20 protein-coding genes are annotated in these 19,242 nt (G+C 74.4%); 12 read left to right on the top strand and 8 right to left on the bottom strand.

Annotated elements, in window-relative coordinates:
- Positions 1 to 40: 40 nt before the first annotated feature.
- Together AB7J25_RS21375 and AB7J25_RS21370 are read right to left on the bottom strand one after the other, a co-directional pair.
- The gene (locus tag AB7J25_RS21375) at positions 41 to 1,273 is read right to left on the bottom strand and encodes a sensor histidine kinase (protein WP_428511372.1); all 1,233 of its coding nucleotides are present in this window, start codon (positions 1,271 to 1,273) and stop codon (positions 41 to 43) included.
- Entirely contained in the window at positions 1,270 to 1,794 is a 525-nt protein-coding gene (locus AB7J25_RS21370) for a hypothetical protein (protein ID WP_428511371.1), read from the bottom strand. The genes AB7J25_RS21375 and AB7J25_RS21370 overlap by 4 nt, the downstream gene beginning before the upstream one ends.
- A gap of 152 nt (positions 1,795 to 1,946) precedes the next feature.
- On the opposite strand from AB7J25_RS21370, the gene AB7J25_RS21365 reads away from it, so the two are divergent.
- From AB7J25_RS21365 to AB7J25_RS21355, 3 genes are all read left to right on the top strand, one after another.
- A complete protein-coding gene (locus AB7J25_RS21365; protein ID WP_428511370.1) occupies positions 1,947 to 2,666 on the top strand; it encodes a response regulator in 720 nt (239 codons plus the stop codon).
- Between the two features lie 173 nt (positions 2,667 to 2,839).
- Positions 2,840 to 3,166 (top strand): hypothetical protein, encoded by a 327-nt coding sequence (locus AB7J25_RS21360; RefSeq protein ID WP_428511369.1) that lies wholly within the window; start codon positions 2,840 to 2,842, stop codon positions 3,164 to 3,166.
- A gap of 31 nt (positions 3,167 to 3,197) precedes the next feature.
- On the top strand, positions 3,198 to 4,025 hold the full coding sequence (locus AB7J25_RS21355) for a hypothetical protein (protein WP_428511368.1): 828 nt from the start codon (positions 3,198 to 3,200) through the stop codon (positions 4,023 to 4,025).
- Positions 4,026 to 4,115: 90 nt separating this feature from the next.
- Here the strand turns inward: AB7J25_RS21355 and pdxH are convergent, their stop codons facing one another.
- Positions 4,116 to 4,742 carry a pyridoxamine 5'-phosphate oxidase gene (gene pdxH, locus AB7J25_RS21350; protein ID WP_428511388.1) on the bottom strand — a complete coding sequence of 209 codons (627 nt, stop codon included), beginning with the start codon at positions 4,740 to 4,742 and terminating at the stop codon, positions 4,116 to 4,118.
- A gap of 167 nt (positions 4,743 to 4,909) precedes the next feature.
- Here pdxH and AB7J25_RS21345 point away from each other — a divergent pair, with 167 nt between their 5' ends.
- The gene (locus AB7J25_RS21345) at positions 4,910 to 6,082 is read left to right on the top strand and encodes a citrate synthase 2 (protein WP_428511367.1); all 1,173 of its coding nucleotides are present in this window, start codon (positions 4,910 to 4,912) and stop codon (positions 6,080 to 6,082) included.
- A 103-nt stretch (positions 6,083 to 6,185) separates the two neighbouring features.
- On the opposite strand, the gene AB7J25_RS21340 is transcribed toward AB7J25_RS21345, so the two are convergent.
- Together AB7J25_RS21340 and AB7J25_RS21335 are read right to left on the bottom strand one after the other, a co-directional pair.
- Positions 6,186 to 7,475 (bottom strand): MFS transporter, encoded by a 1,290-nt coding sequence (locus AB7J25_RS21340; protein WP_428511366.1) that lies wholly within the window; start codon positions 7,473 to 7,475, stop codon positions 6,186 to 6,188.
- On the bottom strand, positions 7,465 to 7,998 hold the full coding sequence (locus tag AB7J25_RS21335) for a hypothetical protein (RefSeq protein WP_428511365.1): 534 nt from the start codon (positions 7,996 to 7,998) through the stop codon (positions 7,465 to 7,467). The genes AB7J25_RS21340 and AB7J25_RS21335 overlap by 11 nt, the downstream gene beginning before the upstream one ends.
- A gap of 138 nt (positions 7,999 to 8,136) precedes the next feature.
- On the opposite strand from AB7J25_RS21335, the gene AB7J25_RS21330 reads away from it, so the two are divergent.
- The 3 genes from AB7J25_RS21330 (at position 8,137) to sepH (ending at position 11,060) form a co-directional block, all read left to right on the top strand.
- Entirely contained in the window at positions 8,137 to 8,577 is a 441-nt protein-coding gene (locus AB7J25_RS21330; RefSeq protein ID WP_428511364.1) for a MarR family transcriptional regulator, read from the top strand.
- Positions 8,578 to 8,590: 13 nt separating this feature from the next.
- Positions 8,591 to 9,706: a phosphoserine transaminase gene (serC, locus tag AB7J25_RS21325; RefSeq protein WP_428511363.1), complete on the top strand. Its 1,116-nt coding sequence runs from the start codon at positions 8,591 to 8,593 to the stop codon at positions 9,704 to 9,706.
- 115 nt (positions 9,707 to 9,821) lie between these two features.
- Positions 9,822 to 11,060, top strand: coding sequence for a septation protein SepH (sepH, locus tag AB7J25_RS21320; protein WP_428511362.1), 1,239 nt, complete (start codon positions 9,822 to 9,824; stop codon positions 11,058 to 11,060).
- Between the two features lie 201 nt (positions 11,061 to 11,261).
- On the opposite strand, the gene AB7J25_RS21315 is transcribed toward sepH, so the two are convergent.
- Positions 11,262 to 11,552: a DUF2537 domain-containing protein gene (locus tag AB7J25_RS21315; RefSeq protein ID WP_428511361.1), complete on the bottom strand. Its 291-nt coding sequence runs from the start codon at positions 11,550 to 11,552 to the stop codon at positions 11,262 to 11,264.
- Between the two features lie 5 nt (positions 11,553 to 11,557).
- Positions 11,558 to 12,376 (bottom strand): TrmH family RNA methyltransferase, encoded by an 819-nt coding sequence (locus AB7J25_RS21310; RefSeq protein WP_428511360.1) that lies wholly within the window; start codon positions 12,374 to 12,376, stop codon positions 11,558 to 11,560.
- A gap of 129 nt (positions 12,377 to 12,505) precedes the next feature.
- Between AB7J25_RS21310 and AB7J25_RS21305 the strand changes: the two genes are divergently transcribed.
- From AB7J25_RS21305 to AB7J25_RS21285, 5 genes are all read left to right on the top strand, one after another.
- The gene (locus AB7J25_RS21305; protein WP_428511359.1) at positions 12,506 to 13,987 is read left to right on the top strand and encodes a glutamate--cysteine ligase; all 1,482 of its coding nucleotides are present in this window, start codon (positions 12,506 to 12,508) and stop codon (positions 13,985 to 13,987) included.
- Positions 13,988 to 14,202: 215 nt separating this feature from the next.
- Entirely contained in the window at positions 14,203 to 15,375 is a 1,173-nt protein-coding gene (locus tag AB7J25_RS21300) for a hypothetical protein (protein WP_428511358.1), read from the top strand.
- On the top strand, positions 15,372 to 15,956 hold the full coding sequence (locus tag AB7J25_RS21295; RefSeq protein ID WP_428511357.1) for a hypothetical protein: 585 nt from the start codon (positions 15,372 to 15,374) through the stop codon (positions 15,954 to 15,956). Before AB7J25_RS21300 ends, AB7J25_RS21295 begins: the two co-directional genes overlap by 4 nt.
- A gap of 3 nt (positions 15,957 to 15,959) precedes the next feature.
- Positions 15,960 to 17,063 (top strand): hypothetical protein, encoded by a 1,104-nt coding sequence (locus AB7J25_RS21290; protein WP_428511356.1) that lies wholly within the window; start codon positions 15,960 to 15,962, stop codon positions 17,061 to 17,063.
- 4 nt (positions 17,064 to 17,067) lie between these two features.
- The gene (locus AB7J25_RS21285; RefSeq protein WP_428511355.1) at positions 17,068 to 17,658 is read left to right on the top strand and encodes a hypothetical protein; all 591 of its coding nucleotides are present in this window, start codon (positions 17,068 to 17,070) and stop codon (positions 17,656 to 17,658) included.
- Positions 17,659 to 17,663: 5 nt separating this feature from the next.
- Here AB7J25_RS21285 and AB7J25_RS21280 read toward each other — a convergent pair whose 3' ends face one another.
- Positions 17,664 to 18,899: an IS110 family transposase gene (locus AB7J25_RS21280; RefSeq protein WP_428511354.1), complete on the bottom strand. Its 1,236-nt coding sequence runs from the start codon at positions 18,897 to 18,899 to the stop codon at positions 17,664 to 17,666.
- Between the last annotated feature and the right edge of the window lie 343 nt (positions 18,900 to 19,242).

Here is a 19,242-nt window from a genome sequence, read left to right as displayed (position 1 = left end):
GCGCGGCGCCCGGACGGGAATGGGGTCCCCCGGGCGACCCTCACCGCGCCTGACGCAGTGAGAGCGGCTCTCCGCGCGCCGCGTCGGGCTCCGCCACCCGGGCCGCACCGGCCGCGGCCGGGAGCTCGGCCTCGACGCGAAAGCCCCCGGCGGCACGACGGCCCCACTCGATCCGCCCGTTCATCAGGGCGACACGCTCGCGCAGGCCAGTGAGGCCGAGCCCGGACGACAGGTCGACCGCGGCGGCGTCCGGCCGTCCGGCGCCGTCGTCGGTCACGAGCACCCGCAGGGTCCCGGGTTCCCACGCGAGCTCGACGATGGCGGCGGTGCCGGGTCCCGCATGGCGGGCGACATTGGTCAGCGCCTCCTGGACGACGCGGACCGCGGCCAGCTCGGTGCCGGGTTCCAGCGCGCACGGCCGCCCGGTCCGGCGCTCGTCGACGGCGATCCCCAGCCCCCGCACCCGGGCGACGATCGCGGGCACCGCGCCGGCGATCGACGTTCCGAGGAGCGGTGCGTCGTCATCGGCGCGCAGCACCTCGAGCATCTCGCGCAGCTCGGACATGGCCTCCGCCCCGGCCGTCCGCACGTGCTCCAGAGCCTCCGCTGCCCCGTTCGCGTCGGTGTCGAGCAGCAGTTTCGCCCGCGTCGACTGGAGGATCATCACGGTCACGGCGCGGGACACGACGTCGTGCAGGTCGCGGGCGATCCCCGCCCGCTCGGCGCGCAGGCTCTCCCGGCGGCGCAGCTCGGCGAGCTCCTCGGTGATCCGCAGCGTGCGGCGGCCGGCCTGCGCCCAGCGACCGATCGCCCAGGCCGCCGCGGTGAGCAGGAGCTGGGCGACGACCACCACGAAGAGCACGCTCGCGGGCGACTCCCCCGGCGCCCCCGGCTTGGCGATCTCGTCGACCGCGATGATCGGGGCTGTCGCGGCGAACGTCGTCGCCCACGCGGCCAGACCGCGCGCCGGCGTCAGGTGGGCGGCCACCGTGTAGAGCGCGAGGAGGACGCCAAGCTCGGGGCGGTAGTCGTCGAACAGGACGACCGCGCCGGCGAAATGGACGAGCATCACGCCGAGCACGATCATCGGCCAACGCCGCCGCCAGATCAGCGCGGCGTTGCCGGCCGCGGCATAGAGCACGATCTGCCAGCTCAGCACGTCCGCCGACAGCAGCAGATCGAGCGCGAGCACGAGCGCCGCGAGGACCCCGTCCGCCCACCTCGGGTGGGCCCTGGTCCACTGCGACGCCCGGGACCGCAGCGAGCGGGTCACCGGCGGAAGAGGTGGCGCGGCCACCACCGGCGCTGGTCCTCACCGGCCTCGTCGTCGACCGGGTTCCACTGCGGCCTGCGCTGGGCCGCCTCCACCTCGGGCAGCCGCCGCAGGAAGGCGACGTCCGCCTGCGGCGGGTCGCCGTCGGGGATCCGGCCGAGGCCGGCGAGCGCCCGCCAGAGGTCACCCTCGAAGTCGGCGAGCTCCGCGTCGTCCGGCTCCGCGCCGATGTCCCACGGGGCGTGGCACGACGGGTGCTCCAGCACGGCGAGCAGCGAGGTCACGACCTCGGTCGAGGTCGTGGAGTAGGTGTGGACCGCGGACACGCGCTGCCTCTCGACCGCGCCCTCCCCGTCGAGCGGGTTCGCCGCCAGCACCGCCTCGAGCGCCTGACCGCCGAGGAGCGCGCCCGGAGGCCCGGGCACGAGCACGAGCGCCGGGCCGATGAGCAGCCCCGGCGCGCCGGTGGCGTCGGGCGTCCCCAGAGCGTGGACGAGCACGACCAGTTCCTCGTCGGACATCGACGACCTCCCCCCGGAAACCCCCGAACCTCCAAGAATCCCGCGAACCAGGCGGGAGGGCGTGAACCGTTCGGGTGACCGGGCCGGCGGGCGACTGACAGTGCCCCCGTCCGTCGCTACGTTCCGTGCGTCGGAGGTTCCCAGGGGGCGGAATGACCATTCGCGTCGTCATCGCCGAGGACGAGGACCTCATCCGCTCCGGGCTGACGATGATCCTGCAGGCCCAGCCGGACATCGAGGTGGTCGCCGACGTGCATGACGGTGACGCCGCCGTGCGGGCCGTGCTCGACCTGAGCCCCGACGTCGCCGTGCTCGACGTGCGGATGCCCTCGGGCCGCGAGGGCGTCGAGGCAGCCCGCCGGATCGCAGGCGACGAGACGATCGCGCGGCTGGGCCGGACGGTCGGCGTCCTCATGCTCACCACGTTCAGCGCCAGCGATGCGGTGTACGAGGCGATCCGGGTCGGGGCGACGGGGTTCGTGCTCAAGGACGCCACGCCGTCCGACCTTGCCGCCGCGGTGCGCGCGGTGGCCGCCGGTGACGCCTGGCTCGCGCCCGCGGTCACCCGGGCGATCGTCCGCGACCTCGCCGGCGCCACGCGAGCGCTGCCCGCGCAGACCTCCGCCTCCCGGGACCTGCCCCCCGGGATGACGCCCCGGGAACGGCAGGTCCTCGAACTGATGGCCTACGGCCTCACCAACGAGGAGATCGCCCGGCACCACGGGGTCGTGGTGGGAACGGTGAAGACCCACGTGAACCGGATCTTCAACAAGCTCCAGGTCCGCGACCGCGCGCAGGCAGTGGCATGGGCCTACCGCCACCGCCTCGTCGGCCCCGACGATCCGCTTCCCCCGGCGTCCACCCTCGGTTAGAGCGACCCTCCACCCGCAGAACGATCCGCCGATCGCCACCACAACCGTGGTGGGAATTCGGATGCACAACCCCGGCTGGTTTTCCGCCACGGCCGCGAAGGGCATCGTTCTGCTGGTCGCGGAAATCGTCCGCGACGAACAGATGAGAACACACTCACCCACGGAGGAAAGCCATGTCCGACGCCAGCCTGCTCGCCGATGTCGGCCCGTGCGACGACACCGGCCACCTGTACATCAACGGCAACGAGGTCGTCAGCGTCCCGCTGAACGCGACCCGCCGCTTCCAGCGGATTCTTCCCGACGGCGCCTACAACTTCCGCTTCCGGGTCGGCAACGGCGGCGGCTGGGCCTGGGCCGCGCGCCTGCGCCTGGTCGTCAACGGCACCGAGCTGATCTCGGTCGACGAGGTCGGTGGCAGCGGGCTGTTCACCGGGACCGTCTACAACAAGGAATGGCAGTGCACGATCCGCGACGGCAAGGTCTCCGAATTCGTCGCGTGATTCTCCACTCGATTCGAACAGGAGCAGAACCATGTCCAGCACACGCTATCGCGTCACGTTCAACGGATTCCACGTCGTCAGCGAGACGTGGGACGACGTCCTGAACATCGACGGCCAGCACGACGAGGTCTACTTCGTGGCGAGCGCCCGGAAGACCCGCCGCGACGGCACCGCGGTCTACGGCGGCACGGGATCGACGTTCGTCTCGGCGACCCTGGGGGACACCAGCGCTCCGGCGCTGCTCGGCCCGCGCGTCAAGGCCGGGTCGGCCCGCCAGCCCTGGTGGCAGGGCGGCCGGGAGGTCGGCGGGCTGATCAGCGGGGACGACTTCCCCGTCGGTGCGCCGTGGACATCGCCGCGGGCCGACCAGCTCACGAACGACCACCCGCCGTGCCGGATCTGGGAGGACGACATCGCCGACGACGAGGTCGTGCACCTCACTCCGGCGCTGTGGGAGTGGGACACCACGAGCCCGTTCGGCGGGTGGCTGCAGTGGCTGGTGTCCAACGACGCGCAGTTCGGGGAGCGGGCGAAGAAGGTCTTCGGCCCGATCTCGGGGGCCTACGCCTGGATCTTCGACGCGGTCTCGCTCGGCATCCAGACCGTGGGCGGGCTCGAAGGGCTGTTCAAGCCGCTCGGACGCGCGGGTAGCCGGCCCATCGGTGTCACCCGCGATCCGGCGAACCCGGAGAACGGCGTGTTCAACCCGCAGGTCCTGGAGCTGACCAGGGCCTCGGCGGAGGCGCTGATCAGCGCGAACCCGAGCGGCCGGGGCAACGGCGTGCTGAGCGTGCAGTACCAGGACGACCCCTACCTGCGCGGGAACTACGTCGTCTACCTCCAGGTCCAGCGGGTCTGACCATCTGATCGGGGGGTTCGGTCCCCCGCGGCGGGCACAGCTCGCCGCGGGGGACGGTCCTCGACACCGGCCGGCCCGCCGTCGCCCGGTTCAGGGGGCGAGCCTGCGCACCCGCCACGAGCGGTCGTGGAGGTCGAGCTCGAACCGCAGCCGGTCGTGCATCCGGTCCGCCCTGCCCTGCCAGAACTCCACCTGCTCGGGCACGAGACGCCAGCCGCCCCAGTGCGGCGGCACCGGCACCTCCTCGCCCTCGAACCGCCGGGTGACGGCGGCCAGGGCGTCGTCGAGCACGCGGCGCTCGCTCACGACCGTGGACTGTGCCGACGCCCAGGCGCCCAGCTGCGAACCCCGGGGGCGGGAGCGCCAGTACCGCGCGGTCTCCTCCGGGTCGACCGTGGTGACCGTGCCCCGCACGTGCGCCTGCCGGTGCAGCGCGTACCACGGGAACGTCGCCGAGGCGTAGCGCACCACCCGCAGCTCCCGGCTCTTCACCGACGTGTAGTTGGTGAAGAAGGCGACCCCGTGCTCGTCGATGCCCTTGCAGAGCACCGTCCGCGACGACGGCCGACCGTCCTCACCGGCCGTGGCCAGCACCATCGCGTTGGCGTCCGGGACACCCGCCGCGTCGGCCTCGGCGAGCCAGGCGGTGAGCTGCGCGTGCCACGTGGCCGCGAGATCGGCGACGTCCAGCCCGTCCTGCGGATACTGCACACGCATCAGCGCCGGCTCGCGCACCGCCACCGCGCCCCCCTCGTCCGATCACCCGGTGACGGAAGCCACCCGGGCCTCCCGTTGCTCCGACACCCGCGCGGAGGCAGGGTGACGCCAACCACGTTAGTCGCCTCTGCGCCACCCGTGCGAGGTCGATCCCAGAAGGAGGACCGGTGTCGACAGCACCGACTGCGGCGACGGCGCCGTCCGGGCCGGACGCCGTCATATCCGTACCGCCACCCCCACCGGGGTTCAGGTCAGGGCTCGAGGGCCATGTCGCGTTCCGCACCGAGATCGCCGAGCCCGACAAGGACGGTGGCGCCCTGCGCTACCGGGGTGTCGACATCGAGGACCTCGTCGGCCACGTCACGTTCGGCAACGTGTGGGCGCTGCTGGTGGACGGGCGGTTCGGCCCGGGCCTGCCGCCTGCCGAGCCGTTCCCGATCCCGGTCCACACCGGTGACGTCCGCGTCGACGTGCAGGCCGCCCTCGCGATGCTCGCCCCCTACTGGGGCTACCGGCCCCTGCTCGACATCACCCCCGACGAGGCCCGCGACCAGCTCGCCCGGGCGTCGGTGATGGCGCTGTCGTACGTGGCGCAGTCCGCGCGCGGCATCGGCGTTCCCGCGGTGCCGCAGTCCCGCATCGACAAGGCCGAGACGATCACCGAGCGGTTCATGATCCGCTGGCGCGGCGAGCCCGATCCGGCGCACGTCAAGGCCGTCGACGCGTACTGGGTGTCGGCGGCCGAGCACGGCATGAACGCCTCCACGTTCACCGCCCGCGTCATCGCCTCCACCGGGGCGGACGTCGCGGCGTCGCTCTCCGGGGCGATCGGCGCCATGTCCGGCCCGTTGCACGGCGGCGCCCCGGCGCGGGTGCTGCCGATGATCGCCGACGTCGAGCGGACGGGCGACGCGGACGCCCTGGTCAAGGGCATCCTGGACCGCCGCGAGAAGCTCATGGGGTTCGGCCACCGCGTCTACCGCGCCGAGGACCCGCGCGCCCGCGTGCTGCGGCGCACCTGCAAGGAGCTGGGCGCGCCGCGCTACGAGGTGGCGGCGGCCCTGGAGGCGTCCGCGCTCGCGATCCTCCGCGAGCGCCGCCCGGACCACCCGATCGAGACGAACGTCGAGTTCTGGGCGGCGGTGATCCTCGACTTCGCCGAGGTGCCGCCGCACATGATGCCCGCGATGTTCACGAGCGCCCGCACGGCCGGGTGGTCGGCGCACATCATGGAGCAGAAGCGCGAGAACAAGCTCGTCCGTCCGTCCGCGCAGTACATCGGCCCCGGCCCGCGCAAGCCGGAGGAGGTCGAGGGCTGGGCGGAGATCGCGCACGTCTGACCGTCGCCCCCGGCCCGGTGCTCCCGCGCGGTGCGCCGGGCCGGTCCGTTCCCGGAGCCTGTGGACAACCTGTTCAACTGTGGATGAATTCGCGTGGCGCGCGTCACACCCGCCCCGGCGACGCTGCCGGCGCGGTCGCCGCGACCGGGGTGCGACGCATGGGCAGTGACAGCCCGGCCGCCACGAGCCCGAGCGCGCCTCCGAGGTACCAGGCCACGTCGTAGCTGCCCGTGACGTCGCGCACGACGCCCGCGCCGAGCGCCATCAGCGCCGCGCCCAGCTGGTGGGCGGCGTACACCCAGCCGAACACGACGGGGGCGCGCGAACCGAAGATCTCCCGGCACAGCGCCATCGTCGGCGGGATCGTCGCGACCCAGTCCAGGCCGTAGAACACGATGAAGGCGATCATGCTCGCGTGCAGGTCCGGCCCGAAGACCGCCGGAAGCAGCGCGAGCGACACCCCGCGCAGCGCGTAGTAGACGGCGAGAAGCAGCCGCGGATCGACGCGGTCGGTGAGCCAGCCGGACGCGATCGTGCCGACGATGTCGAGGATCCCCACCAGGGCGAGCAGGCCGGCCGCCGTCGTCGCGGGCATGCCATGGTCGTGCGCGGCCGGGATGAAGTGCGGCTGGATCAGCCCGAACGTCGTGGCGCCGCAGATCGCCATACCGGCCGCGAGCAGCCAGAACGTGCCGGTGCGCGCGGCCGTCGTCAGCCCGGTGAGCGCGATCCGCGCCGCCCCCCGGCCCACCGGGTCGACGTCGTCCGCCGCGGTGCCGCCGTACGGGACGGCGCCGACGTCGCGCGGGCGCTCGCGCAGCAGGAGCAGGACCGGTACGACGACGGCAAGTGCGGCGACCGCCACCCCGGCCGACGCCGCCCGCCACCCCGCGCTCTGCGCGACCAGCGCGACCAGCGGCAGGAACACGAGCTGTCCCGTCGCGCCGCCCGCGGTCAGCACGCCCGAGACGAGGCCGCGCCGGGCCACGAACCACCGGCCGGTGACGGTGGCGACCAGCGCGAGCGCCATCGCCCCGCTCCCGAGCCCGACGAGCACGCCCCACAGCAGGACGAGCTGCCACGCCGCCGTCATGACCAGCGTGAGCCCGCTGCCCGCCGCGACCACCAGCAGCGCCGCGACGACGACCGGACGGATCCCGAACCGTTCCATGAGTGCGGCGGCGAACGGCGCGGTGAGGCCGTAGAGGGCGAGGTTGACCGCAACGGCCGCCGAGATCGTGGCGACCGACCAGCCGAACTCGGCCCGCAGCGGCTCGATCAGCACGCCGGGCACCGCCCGGAACCCGGCGGCGCCGACGAGGGCGAGGAACGTCACGCCCGCCACGACCCAGGCCGGATGGATCCATCTGAGTTGCCTCACACTACTCAGCATGCTGTGCCGCGGCCCGGTCGGGCAAGACCTGGCCACTCGCGGCCGTCAGGAGGGTGAGGGCGCGGATGGCGCACACCAGGGCCGCCAGCGACAGGCCGTGGCGCAGCCAGTCCAGGGCCGCCCAGCGCTGTGCGGCGTCGAGCGCCTCCTGGGGGGCGAGCGTCCCCGACATCAGCACGATCATCGTGGGGATGAAGTAGCCGAAGGTGAGCACGCGGTCGGCCACCGAGACCAGCGACGCCGTGAGCCACCATCGCCGCAGCTCACCGCGGCTGCGCCAGGCCAGGACCAGATTGACGACCGTGAGCAGGGTCAGCGGCACGGTCGTGACGTAGACCCAGAAGCGCCGTCCGGTGTCGGCCTCGCGGGCGGCGTCGGCGTCCCAGGCGGCCCCGTCGGGGATCCACTGTGGCACCTCGATCCGGGACTCGTAGAGCCCGGCGCCGAGCGCGACCGCGAGGAACAGGACGAACAACCACAGGGCGATCGCGCGGGCCGAGGTCGCGGTGCGAGCGGTCATCATGGGAACCTCCATCAGGACAGATATTTCGTTCGACCGAACGAAAGGTAGGCAGCGGCCATCAGCCCGTCAACCGAGAAAGGCCGCCGCGACGCCGCGCTCCGGCGGCTGCGCGCCGCCGGCAGGCGCCAGAGCACCGCGATGGTCCTGTTCCACACCCACCTCGCCGCCCTGCTCGGCCTCGGCCCGACCGACGAGAAGGTGCTGGAGATCGTCGCCCGGCACGGGACGAGCACCCCGGGCGAGATCGGCGAGCGGACCGGCCTCGCGCCCGCGTCCGTCACCGGGGTGCTGGACCGGCTGGAGGCGAAGGGCTACGTCCGCCGCACGCCCAGCGCGACCGACCGCAGGCGCGTCGAGGTCACCCACGAGCCGGCCCACGCCCGCGCCGTCGAGGAGCTGTTCACGGGCCTGCTCGCCGGCCTCGCCGAGGTGTACGCGAGGTACAGCACGGACGACCTCGAACTCGTCGCCGGGTACGTCGAGGCCACGACCGAGGCACAGGAGCGCGCCGCCCACGAGCTCGGCGCTGCGGGCCGTGACGTGCGCCAACCGGGCACGCCCGCACCGCCGGACGGCTGACAGACTGGGGCCCGTGACCGACCTGACGATTCCCGCCGACCTCCTGCCCGCCGACGGCCGCTTCGGCTGCGGGCCGTCGAAGGTCCGCCCCGCGCAGCTCGCGGCCGTCGCGGCCGCGGCGGACGTCATGGGGACCTCGCACCGCCAGAAGCCGGTCAAGTCGCTGGTCGGGCGGGTCCGGGCGGGCCTGCGCGAGCTGTTCTCGCTCCCCGAGGGCTACGAGGTCGTGCTCGGCGACGGCGGCTCCACCGCGTTCTGGGACGCCGCGGCGTTCGGGCTGGTCCGCGACCGCGCGCTGCACCTGACCTACGGCGAGTTCGCCGCGAAGTTCGCCGACTCCACCCGTGGCGCGCCGTTCCTCGTCGACCCCGTCGTGATCTCCGCCGAGCCGGGCAGCGCCCCCGCGCCCGCCGCGGACCCGAGCTGCGACGTCCTGGCCTGGGCCCACAACGAGACCTCCACCGGGGTGGCCGTCCCCGTCGTGCGGCCTGCGGAGTCCACCGAAGGCCAGCTCGTCGTCATCGACGCCACGTCCGGCGCGGGCGGCCTGCCCGTCGACATCACCCAGGCCGACGCCTACTACTTCGCCCCGCAGAAGGGCTTCGCCTCCGACGGCGGCCTCTGGATCGCGCTGCTGAGCCCGGCCGCGCTGGAGCGGATCGCGCAGCTCGCCGCGGCCGACCGCTGGATCCCGCCGTTCCTGTCGCTGGCCACGGCCGTGGACAACTCGGCGAAGGACCAGACCTACAACACACCTGCCGTCGCCACACTGATCATGCTCGCGGACCAGATCGAGTGGATGCTCGACCTCGGCGGCCTGGACGCGTGCGTCGCCCGCACCGCCGACTCCTCCCAGCGGCTCTACACCTGGGCCGAGAAGGTCCCGTTCGCCACGCCGTTCGTCGCCGATCCCGCGCACCGCTCGCAGGTGGTCGGCACGGTCGACTTCGACGGCGTGGACGCGGCCACGGTCGCCAAGGTCCTGCGCGCCAACGGTGTCGTCGACACGGAGCCGTACCGCAAGCTCGGTCGCAACCAGCTGCGCATCGGGATGTTCCCCGCCGTCGATCCCGAGGACGTGTCGGCCCTCACGTCCTGCGTCGACTGGGTCGTCGAGCAGCTCGGCTGATCCACATCTAGGCTGCCACGGATCGGTGTCGTGGCGGCGCGCCTCCGTCGCGGGTCACGATCCGGCAACTACCGTCACCCGGACGGGGCCGCCGTCGACGAGGAGCGGGGAGGCCATGCGGGCGCTGCGCGTCGTCGGGATCAGGGAGGTCGACGGGAACATCACCGTCGTCCTCGAGGATCCCGACCGCCGCGAGCGCTTCACCGTGCCGGGAGACGAGACCCTGCGGGCCGCTGCGCGCGGCGACCAGGCCCGGCTCGGTCAGATCGCGATCGAGGTGGGAAACGAGTTGCGACCACGGGAGATCCAGGCCCGGATCCGCGCAGGAGCGTCCGTCGCGGAGCTGGCGAGCATCGCGGGCGTGCCGGAGCAGAAGATCGAACGATTCGCCTACCCGGTGCTGCTGGAGCGTTCCCGCACCGCCGAGCTGGCCCGGCTCGCCCATCCCATCCGCGCGGACGGGCCGGACCGGCGCACCCTCGCGGAGGTCGTCGCGGCCACCTTCGAGCTGCGCGGCCAGACCTACGACGACGCCGCGTGGGATTCCTGGAAGGGCGAGGACGGCCGGTGGGTCGTCACCCTCGCGTGGACGGCCGGTCGATCGGACAACCGCGCCCACTGGACGTTCCAGCCGGGCGCGAACGGCGGCACCGTCGCCGCGCTGGACGAGAACGCGGGCGACCTCGTCGAGGGGCTTCCGGCACGGCCGCTGCGCACGATCGGCGAGGTCATCGACCTCGCGCGCGCGGACGAGCCCGCCGAGGAGGTCGCCGCGGCCGAGGCGCCCAGACGGGCCGAGCCCCATGGGGAGGTCGCGCCCGCGCGGATCGAGCACCGGCCGGTCGAGCGCCGCCGCCCGGACCCGGTCGTCGAACGGCGGCGGGCCGAACACCGGGCCGAACACCGGTCCGAGCAGCACACGAAGCCGCCCGCCGACGAGCACCGCGCCACCACGGCCCGCGACAACGCGCACCCGGCGGAGCCGGAGCACCGCGCCACCACGGCCCGCGACAACGCGCACCCGGCGGAGCCGGAGCACCGCGCCACCACGGCCCGCGACAACGCGCACCCGGGGGCGACGGACCGTCCGGCCGAGCCGGCCGCACCGGTCCGGGGCGAGCGCCCCGCTCGGGAGGAGGCCCCACAGCGTGCCGGGACCGTCGCGGAGCTCGTGGCGGAGCGGGAGGCCGAGCGCGCCGCAGGCCGGGCGGGCCCGCCGCCGGAACACGATGGCACCGAGCCGGCCCGTCCCGCCGAGGAGCAGCGTCCCGCGCCGCCGCGGCGGACGAAGAAGGGCAAGCCCGTGATGCCGTCCTGGGACGAGGTGCTGCTCGGGGTGAAGGGCCAGCGCTGAGGCCGCCACCGGACGGCACCGGTCCGGGGACCTCGCAGACCCCCGCCACGCCCCGCAGACCCCGCAGCACCTGCGAGGCATGCGCAAGCCCTGCGAACGCACCCGCACCGGACCGCGACACACCGGCCTTCGGACGCCGCGGGGGCGCGGCATCGCCGGCGCCTGCTGTTGGCAGCCCCGCGCATCCCGGCGTTGCGGCGGTCACATGAAGCCGCGCAACCCCAGCACGACCCAGGCCGCGCCCAGCCCGGCGATCACCCCGTACCCGGGCCACCGCCAGAACGGGACGTCGCGCAGCAACCACAGCCCGGGGGCGAGCCCGGCGCACACGGCGAGGTTCGCGGGGACCCACCACCCGCCGACCGCCACCCCGATGGCCCGGACGAACGCAACGTCGGCCAGCGCGGCGAGCACCGCGAAGAAGGCCGCGATCGGCAGCCCCGTGGCCCACGGCGTCGGGGCGGCATGCCGGCCCCACCCCCGCTGCGCCACATCGGTCACCCTACGGGCGAGCACGCGTGGAACGCGACGGCCGCGGCGGTGGCGACGTTGAGCGAGTCCACGCCGTCCGCCATCGGGATGCGCACCCGGACGTCCGCCGCGGCCAGCGCCTCCGGGCTCAGGCCCGGGCCTTCGGCGCCGAACAGCAGGGCCACCCGCCCCGCGTCCAGGTCGGCGGCGCGCAGCGCGACGGCACCGGCCGCCGGGGTGAGGGCGGCGATGCGCAGGCCCGCCGCGCGCAGCAGGTGCAGCGACGCGGGCCACGGGCCCGGCAGCGCCGCGAACGGCACCCGCAGCACATGCCCCATCGAGACGCGGACGCTGCGGCGGTAGAGCGGGTCCGAACAGCGCGGTCCGAGCAGCACGCCGTCGACACCGAGTGCAGCGGCGTTGCGGAACAGCGCCCCGAGGTTCTCGTGGTCGCCGACCCCTTCCAGCACGGCGAGGAGCCGCGCGCCGCGGGCGATCGCGACGGCGTCCCCCGGCGCGGGCCGGTCCGCGACGGCGAGCACGCCGCGGTTGAGGTGGAACCCGACGGCGGCGGCCATCACGTCGGCGTCCGCCGCGTAGGCGGGAACGTCGAGCGCGGCGAGGTCGGCGGCAAGCTCGTCCAGGCGGCGCGGCACTCCCAGCAGCGACCGCACGGGGTAGGGCGAGGCCAGCAGGCGGCGCACAACGACCACACCCTCGGCGATGACCAGGCCCCGGCCGCCCGGACGATCAGGACGGCGGTCGGCCGTCGTAAGGTCGCGGTAGTCGTCCAGCCGCGGATCGGCGGAGTCACCGACGGGCGTGATGATGGCCACGGACGACATCCTTCCTGCTCGTGACGGCAGTGCCGGCGGGCAGTCAGCCGGACAGCCGTAGCACTGCGGTTCGGCGATGTGTCACCGTGGACGACCTGGCCTGCCGATCCAGGCCGCTTCAGGGAGGCGCTGCATCGCATGGGCCAGGACGTCGACCGGACCACGTTCAGTCGACGGGACCGACAGCGTTATCGCGCGAAGGTGCAGCGGTGTATCGACGCCCTCGCCGTGATGCTGCGGGAGCACCCGTTCGCGCACGACGAGCCGATGACCGGCCTCGAAGTGGAGCTCAACCTCGTCGGCCCCGACCTCACTCCTGCACTGTCCGGCGACCGGGTGCTCGCGGTCCTCGGCGACGAGTTCCAGTCCGAGCTCGGCCGCTGGAACATGGAGCTCAACCTCCCGCCCCGCCCCCTGCCGGGCGACCAGTGGCGCCATCTGGAACGCCAGCTCGCCGACACGCTGAACCTCGCCTGCGCCCGCGCCGAGGATCACGGCGCCCGGCTCGCCGTCATCGGCATCCTGCCGACCCTCACCCATGAGGACCTCGTCGTCGAGGCCCTCTCCCCCGACACCCGCTACGCCGTGCTCAACGAGCAGATGCTCGGCCTGCGCGGCGAGCCGGTGCGCATCGACATCGCGGGGGACGGGCAGGAGGCCCTCGCCGTCGACTTCGACTCCATCGCGCCCGAGGCCGCCTGCACGTCCATGCAGCTGCACCTGCAGGTGCCGCCGGACGCCTTCGCCGGGTACTGGAACGCCGCCCAGTGCCTGGCCGGCGTCCAGCTCGCGGTGGGCTCGAACTCGCCGTTCCTGCTCGGATCGCGATTATGGGCCGAGACGCGGATCCCCCTCTTCGAGCAGGCCTGCGACGTCCGCAGCCCTGAGCTGCGCAACCAGGGCGTGCGGCCGCGGGTGTGGTTCGGCGAGCGGTGGATCACCTCGATCCTCGACCTGTTCACCGAGAACAAGCGGTACTTCCCCGCCCTGATGCCGATCACGGAGGACGTCGACCCGATCGCCGAGCTACGTGCCGGGCGCGTCCCGGAGCTCGCGGAGATGACGCTGCACAACGGCACGATCTGGCGCTGGAACCGGCCGGTGTACGACGTCACGGGTGGGGTGCCGCACCTGCGCGTCGAGAACCGGGTGCTGCCGGCGGGCCCCACGGCGATCGACATGGTGGCCAACGCGCTGCTGTTCTACGGGTTGCTGCGCTGCATGGTCGAGGACGAGCGGCCGCTGTGGAGCTTCATGTCGTTCGAGGCCGTGCAGGAGAACTTCTTCATCGCCGCGCGCCACGGCATCGACGAGCCGCTCTACTGGCCCGGCACGGGCTGGATCCGCCCGGACGAGCTGGTGCTCCGCAAGCTGTTGCCCGTCGCCTCCGACGGGCTGGCCCGGTGGGGTGTGCGGTCGGAGGTCATCGACCGCTACCTGTCGGTGATCGAGCAGCGGTGCGTGCGACGACGCACCGGGTCGGCGTGGCAGCGCGACGCCGTCGCGGCGCTGGAGGCGCGCGGCGCCTCGCGCGAGACCGCTCTGCGCGGGATGCTCGCCCGCTACCTCGACTCGTCGGCGGCGAACGAACCCGTCCACACCTGGCCGCTGCCGGTCTGATCCGCTCCCGCGTTCACGGGAGTGAACGCCCTCGTCGCGTTCGGCCCCGGGTACGAGGGCACCGCTCCTAGCGTCTCCCCCGTCACCGCGCCCGTGAGGGACAGCGGGACACCACGCCCGATCCGCACACGCGCCCCCCGGGTGCGGTTCCGCGCGCCCGCAGGAGGCGAAGCCATGCCCGAGCACCACCCGTCGCGGCCCGGACGGTGACGACGATGTCCCGGTTCCGCCTCTTCGGCCGCGCCGCCGGCGCCGGTACCTGGCCCGACGCGCCCACCGACGTCCCCACCGACCCGCGCGGGTTCCCGGCCGTCCCCGCAGGCGTGTGGGGCGGGCCGCCCGCCTGGGCGGGGGTCGAGCCCGCGCCGCCCGCCGGCGGGGGGAACGGCTGGTCCGGTGGGTGGCCGGTCGCGCAGGTCGGCGGGGAGCCGCCCCCGGTATGGCCGGCGTCGAACGGGGAGGCCCGCCCGCGCTCCGTGGGATGGGCGGGCGAGGGCGGCCCGCCCGGGGGGTCGGGCAGCCTAGCCGCGGTGTCCGCCGGGGGCATCGCGACTGCCGGCCCTCCGGTCCGTGGCGACCGGCCGGTCAGCGGTACCTCCTTCGACCCGGCCGGAGCGCCCGGCGGGGCGCGGTTCGGCGGGTCGCCCGCGGGTCCCGCGGAGCCGACGCACCCGGCCGGCCCGCCGGCGTTGACGGCGCCGCCCGCCACCGTCCCCCCGCCACCGGTCACGATGCCGCCGGGAAGTCCTGCGCACACCGACGGCGCCCCGCACGTCGGCGCTGTTACCGGCGCGCCCGGCCACACCGGGCCGGCGTGGCCCGTGCTACCGGCTTCCGCGGCCTCGCGCGTCCCCGTCCCCGATCCCGCCGAGGCCGCCGCGCTGGCCGGCGCCTTCGCCGTCGACTACCTGTCCTGGGACGAGGACGATCCCGCTCGCCGCGGCCGGGTGCTACGCGACTACCTGCGGCCGCCGGTGGGCGACCCGGCGCGGCTCGGGTGGTCCGGCACCGGCCGCCAGCGCGGCGAGTTCGCGCTGCCCGGCCTCGTCCGCCCGGACGGCGAGGGGCGCGTGCTCGTCGACGTGCGGGTGCGGGTCACGCCCTACCGCGCGGTCGGCGAGCGCACGCCCGAACCGGTTCCTGCCGATCCCGAACCTGGGGCGGGCGTCCCCGCCGTCGCGCCGGCACCGACCGGCCGCGGTTGGCGCAGCCTCGCGTCCTGCTGGGTGCGGCTGAGCGTCCCGGTGGCGCACGACGGCGGCAGGCTCGTCGTGGACGCCTGGGAGGAGACGCTCGGTCTCGACGCCCCCGCCTCCGAGGGCGCGCCCGCCGCCGCCCCCGACCACGCCCTCGTCGACGACGACCCGCTCGCAGGCGGTGCGGCATGACGCGCCCGCGCCGACCGGTCGTCGCCGGGCTGACCGCCGGGGCAGGCACGACCACCTTCGCGACCGTCCTGCACGGCGTCGACGGGGGCGTCGGCGGTCACGGGGCGGATCTGCTGGTCGTGCGGGACGACCCGGCGTCCCTGCGCCTCCTGTCGGACACGGCTGTGGGCGCCGGGACGGTCGCTGCCGTCGTCCTCGGACCCGACACGCCCGCACCGTCCGCCGAGCGCGCGGTCCGCGCCGCGGTGCACGTCGTCGCGGTGCCGCACGTCGCCGCGCTCGCCGAGGGCCGGGTGCCCCGCGCCCACCTGGAGATGCTGCTCGCCCGCGAGCCCGGATCGCTCCCGATCGCGTTGCGGCCCTACGCCGAGGCGCTGGCAAGGGTCGCGGCCGCGCTCGTCGCGGGCGGGCGGCTGGACCGCGGCCCGGCCTGCCGCGTACCGCCGGTGGCGAGCAGCTCTCTCCCGGCGGGCCGCGGCGTCGGCGCGCAGCCGATCGGCGCTGCAGCGGAGCCCGTGGGGGTGCCTGTGAGGGTGCCCGACGACCTCGACGACGAGGCCCTCGAACGGGCGACGGGCTGAGCCATGTCCCGCGCTGTCACCGCTGCACTCGCTGCGGCGGCCGGGCTCCTCCTGCTCGGGGCCGCGCCGGCCCCGCAGGCTCCCGGACCGTCGTCGGGGGTGGCCGTGGCGAGCATCCCGCAGGCCGCGCGGGCGGCGTTGCCCCTGATCGTCGATCTCACCGCCGAGCACTGTCCGGAGCTGCCGCCGGTGTGGGTGGTCGCGCAGGTGCAGGCCGAGTCGGGGTGGGCGGAGACGGCGGGCTCGGACGGCGGCCCTGCGGGGCTCCTGCGGTTCGACGAGCGCAACTGGGTCGCCGCGGGCGGCGGCCCGTGGACGGCGGACCCGCCGGTCGCGGGCGAGCCCGTCCTGACCGCGGCGGACCACCTCGCGGTCGCGATCCCGTGGATGTGCACGAACCTGCGTGCCGTCACCCGCCACCTCGACGCCGCACGCAAGCCCACCGCGCCGCTCGACGCGATGCTCGTGTGCCACATCGCGGGCTGCGGACGCGTCGTCGGGTCCGCGACGGGCGTGCCCGCGGCGGGCGAGGCCGGCTGCGCGACGAGGTGCGCGCAGCTCGTCGCCAGCTACCTCGACGCGGTCCACGCGCTCGTCGAGCGGTTCGCCGACGATGCCCCGGCCGCCGCACCCGAGCGAGCGGTCCCCACCGCCTGGACGGGCGGCGCCACGGGGTGCGACGAGGAGGACCCCACCGGCGACGGGTGCGTCACCGGGGCCACCCTGCACGGCCTGACCGCCGCCACCAAGGTGTTCGGCTCCTGGTCGGACGGTCCGGTGATCCGGTCCGCCGGCTGCTGGGACGCCCACGCCTGGAACCCGCGCAGCGACCATCCCCGCGGCCGGGCGTGCGACCTGTTCCCCAGCGCACCGGGCCGGTTCGCCACGGGTGACGACCTCGACGCCGGGTGGCGCGTCGCCCGCTGGTTCTCCGAGCACGCGGACGCGCTGAGGGTCCGCTACCTGATCTGGCAGGGCCGGTACTGGGCGCCCGGGGTCGCCGACCAGGGCGACTGGGGCCGCCGCTACTCCGGCGGGGGCGTCTACGACACGCGGGACGCGACCGGCGGCCACTACGACCACGTCCACGTGAGCTTCCGGGAGTGACAGCGTGCACCGATCCGTCCCGCTGCTGATCGCCGTCCTGGTAGCCGCCGTCGTGTTCGCCGCCGCGCTGCTCGGCCGCTCCACCGACGCGGCCCCGACGGGCTCGACGCTGACCGCGCAGGACCGCCTCGCCCTCGATGCGCCCGCCGTCGTCCGGGGCGCGCCAGCGCTCCCGGTGGACCCGGCCGTCGACCTGGGCGATCCCGAGGCGGTCGCCCGTGCGTACCTCATCGCGGCGCTGTCGCTCGTCGCGGACGACACCGGGCGCACCCACCTCCGCGCCGCCGGGTACGCCGAACCCGGGTCCCCGCCTGCGACCGTCGGGGTGCTCGTCCTCGACCCGCCCCCGCCCGGCGAGGTGCGCCGCGCGGCCGTACGCGACCTCGAACTCGTGGCCGCCGCACCGGACGACCGGCGACGCGCCTACCTCGCGGCCGTCGAGACCATCACCGGCCCGCCCGGAGGGCCCGGCAGGAACGCGCTGGTCAACGGCCATCTGGTGCTCGCCTTCCAACCGGACGGGCGGTGGCTGGTCGCGTCGGACACCGCCCCGGACCCCGACCTCGACCGCCTTCTCGAAGGAGAATCCGAATGATCGTGTCAAGCTGCCGTCGTAGTGGGTTGCGGCGCGGTCGTGGTGAAAAGGCGCCGGTCGCGCAGCAGCGCCCAGAGCACGTCTACCAGGCGGCGTGCCAGGGCGAGCAGGGCTGGGGTGTGCAGCATGCGTTCGGCTCGTTTTCGCTGGTAGAAGACCCGGGATGGGCCTTCGACCTGGAGACTGGACAGAGCGGCCATGTAGAACACGCGCCGCAGCCGGCGGTTGTAGCGCGTCGGGCGGCGCAGGTTGCCGCTGACTCGGCCGGAGTCTTGCGGGACCGGGACGAGCCCGGCGTAGGAGGCCAGCCGCCCGGAGTTGGCGAACCCGGCCGACAGGCCGCCCGAGCCGCCGGTGGCGACCAGGAACTCCGCACCCAGGATCGGGCCCAGACCGGGCAGCGACTCAATGATCTCCGCGTCTGGATGGTCGCGGAACCGCGTGATGATCAGCTTGGTGGTGTCTTTGATCTCCCGATCCAGCTCCAGCAGCCGTGTCGCGAGCCCGGCGATCAGGACCGCGGTGCTGTCCTGGCCGGGCAAGGTCACGGTCTGGGTGCGCGCGGCAGCGACGGCAGTGGCAGCCATGGCGTCGATGCCCGGCGCCCAGGCCCGATGCGCACGCAGGTGCGCGGTCACGCCGTCGAGGTCGGCGGCGTGGATCGCGGCCGGGGTCTGGAACCTGGTGACCAGGATCAACGCCGAGCGGGTCGAGTAGTCGAACGCTGCCTCCAGGGCAGGGAAGATGCTGGTCAACAGGTCACGCAGGCGGTTGACCCCGCGCACCCAGTCCGCCATCAAGTCCTCACGGTGGCCCACCAGCCGCCCCAGCTCGGCGGTCACCTCGTCGGTCGCGGTGATCAGGGCCAACTCGTCGGTGCGCATCCGGGCGCTCTCGGCGATGACCCGCGCGTCGCGGGCGTCGGTCTTGCCCTCGCCGCGGAAGACCCCGCTCATCCGGTTGACCACCCGGCCGGGCACGTACCCGACCGGCTGGTCGGCCGCGGTGAGCACGGCCCGCAGCAGCGCCGAGAAGCTGCTGGTCAGATCGATCGCCCAGCGCAGCTCACCGGCCACCTTGTCGGCCGCGGCGTGCGCTCGGGTCAGCAACTCCTCGATCGCGGCCTGGTCGTTGTCGACCTTCCGCGAGAACACCGTCTTGCCCTTGTCGTCGATCGCGCACGCGTGATGCGCGCGCTTCCCGACGTCGATCCCCACCCAAATCACCGGCCGTGCCGCCACTCGCTTGCTCCTGTACGTGCAGGTCAAGCCCGTGGATCACCCCGCCGGCAGGTCCCTAAACAGCGACGGCTCGCAGCAGATCCGAATCAGCGGCCAGGGCGTCCAGCACGACGAGGCGGCCATTCTCCGAAAGCCACCCAGCGGCAAACCGTCATCAGCCACACCCCGTCGCCCCGGGCATCCGAGGCACCAACCCCGAACATCAACAACCTTAGGGACCCGTCATGATGATCGATCCCGTCCTCGCCGCCATGGCCGCGACCGTCGTCGGCCTGGGCGGCGTCGCCGTACCCGTACCTGCGGGAACGCTGTACTGCGCGCACCGGTCGTCGTCCTCGGCGCT

Source organism: Pseudonocardia sp., assembly GCF_050246655.1.
Lineage (GTDB): Bacteria > Actinomycetota > Actinomycetes > Mycobacteriales > Pseudonocardiaceae > Pseudonocardia.
The sequence above is the reverse complement of the archived record's forward strand: the minus strand, read 5'-3'. Positions and strand labels throughout refer to the sequence as shown.

Excerpts from the sequence above, each read along its gene's own strand:
- AB7J25_RS21290 (WP_428511356.1), top strand. The coding sequence starts at position 15,960 with ATGTCCCGCGCTGTCACCGCTGCACTCGCTGCGGCGGCCGGGCTCCTC.
- AB7J25_RS21300 (WP_428511358.1), top strand. The coding sequence starts at position 14,203 with ATGTCCCGGTTCCGCCTCTTCGGCCGCGCCGCCGGCGCCGGTACCTGG.
- AB7J25_RS21360 (WP_428511369.1), top strand. The coding sequence starts at position 2,840 with ATGTCCGACGCCAGCCTGCTCGCCGATGTCGGCCCGTGCGACGACACC.
- AB7J25_RS21355 (WP_428511368.1), top strand. The coding sequence starts at position 3,198 with ATGTCCAGCACACGCTATCGCGTCACGTTCAACGGATTCCACGTCGTC.
- AB7J25_RS21330 (WP_428511364.1), top strand. The coding sequence starts at position 8,137 with ATGGTCCTGTTCCACACCCACCTCGCCGCCCTGCTCGGCCTCGGCCCG.
- AB7J25_RS21305 (WP_428511359.1), top strand. The coding sequence starts at position 12,506 with ATGGGCCAGGACGTCGACCGGACCACGTTCAGTCGACGGGACCGACAG.
- AB7J25_RS21295 (WP_428511357.1), top strand. The coding sequence starts at position 15,372 with ATGACGCGCCCGCGCCGACCGGTCGTCGCCGGGCTGACCGCCGGGGCA.
- AB7J25_RS21335 (WP_428511365.1), bottom strand. The coding sequence starts at position 7,998 with ATGATGACCGCTCGCACCGCGACCTCGGCCCGCGCGATCGCCCTGTGG.
- AB7J25_RS21365 (WP_428511370.1), top strand. The coding sequence starts at position 1,947 with ATGACCATTCGCGTCGTCATCGCCGAGGACGAGGACCTCATCCGCTCC.
- pdxH (WP_428511388.1), bottom strand. The coding sequence starts at position 4,742 with ATGCGTGTGCAGTATCCGCAGGACGGGCTGGACGTCGCCGATCTCGCG.
- AB7J25_RS21340 (WP_428511366.1), bottom strand. The coding sequence starts at position 7,475 with ATGCTGAGTAGTGTGAGGCAACTCAGATGGATCCATCCGGCCTGGGTC.
- AB7J25_RS21310 (WP_428511360.1), bottom strand. The coding sequence starts at position 12,376 with ATGTCGTCCGTGGCCATCATCACGCCCGTCGGTGACTCCGCCGATCCG.
- sepH (WP_428511362.1), top strand. The coding sequence starts at position 9,822 with ATGCGGGCGCTGCGCGTCGTCGGGATCAGGGAGGTCGACGGGAACATC.
- AB7J25_RS21370 (WP_428511371.1), bottom strand. The coding sequence starts at position 1,794 with ATGTCCGACGAGGAACTGGTCGTGCTCGTCCACGCTCTGGGGACGCCC.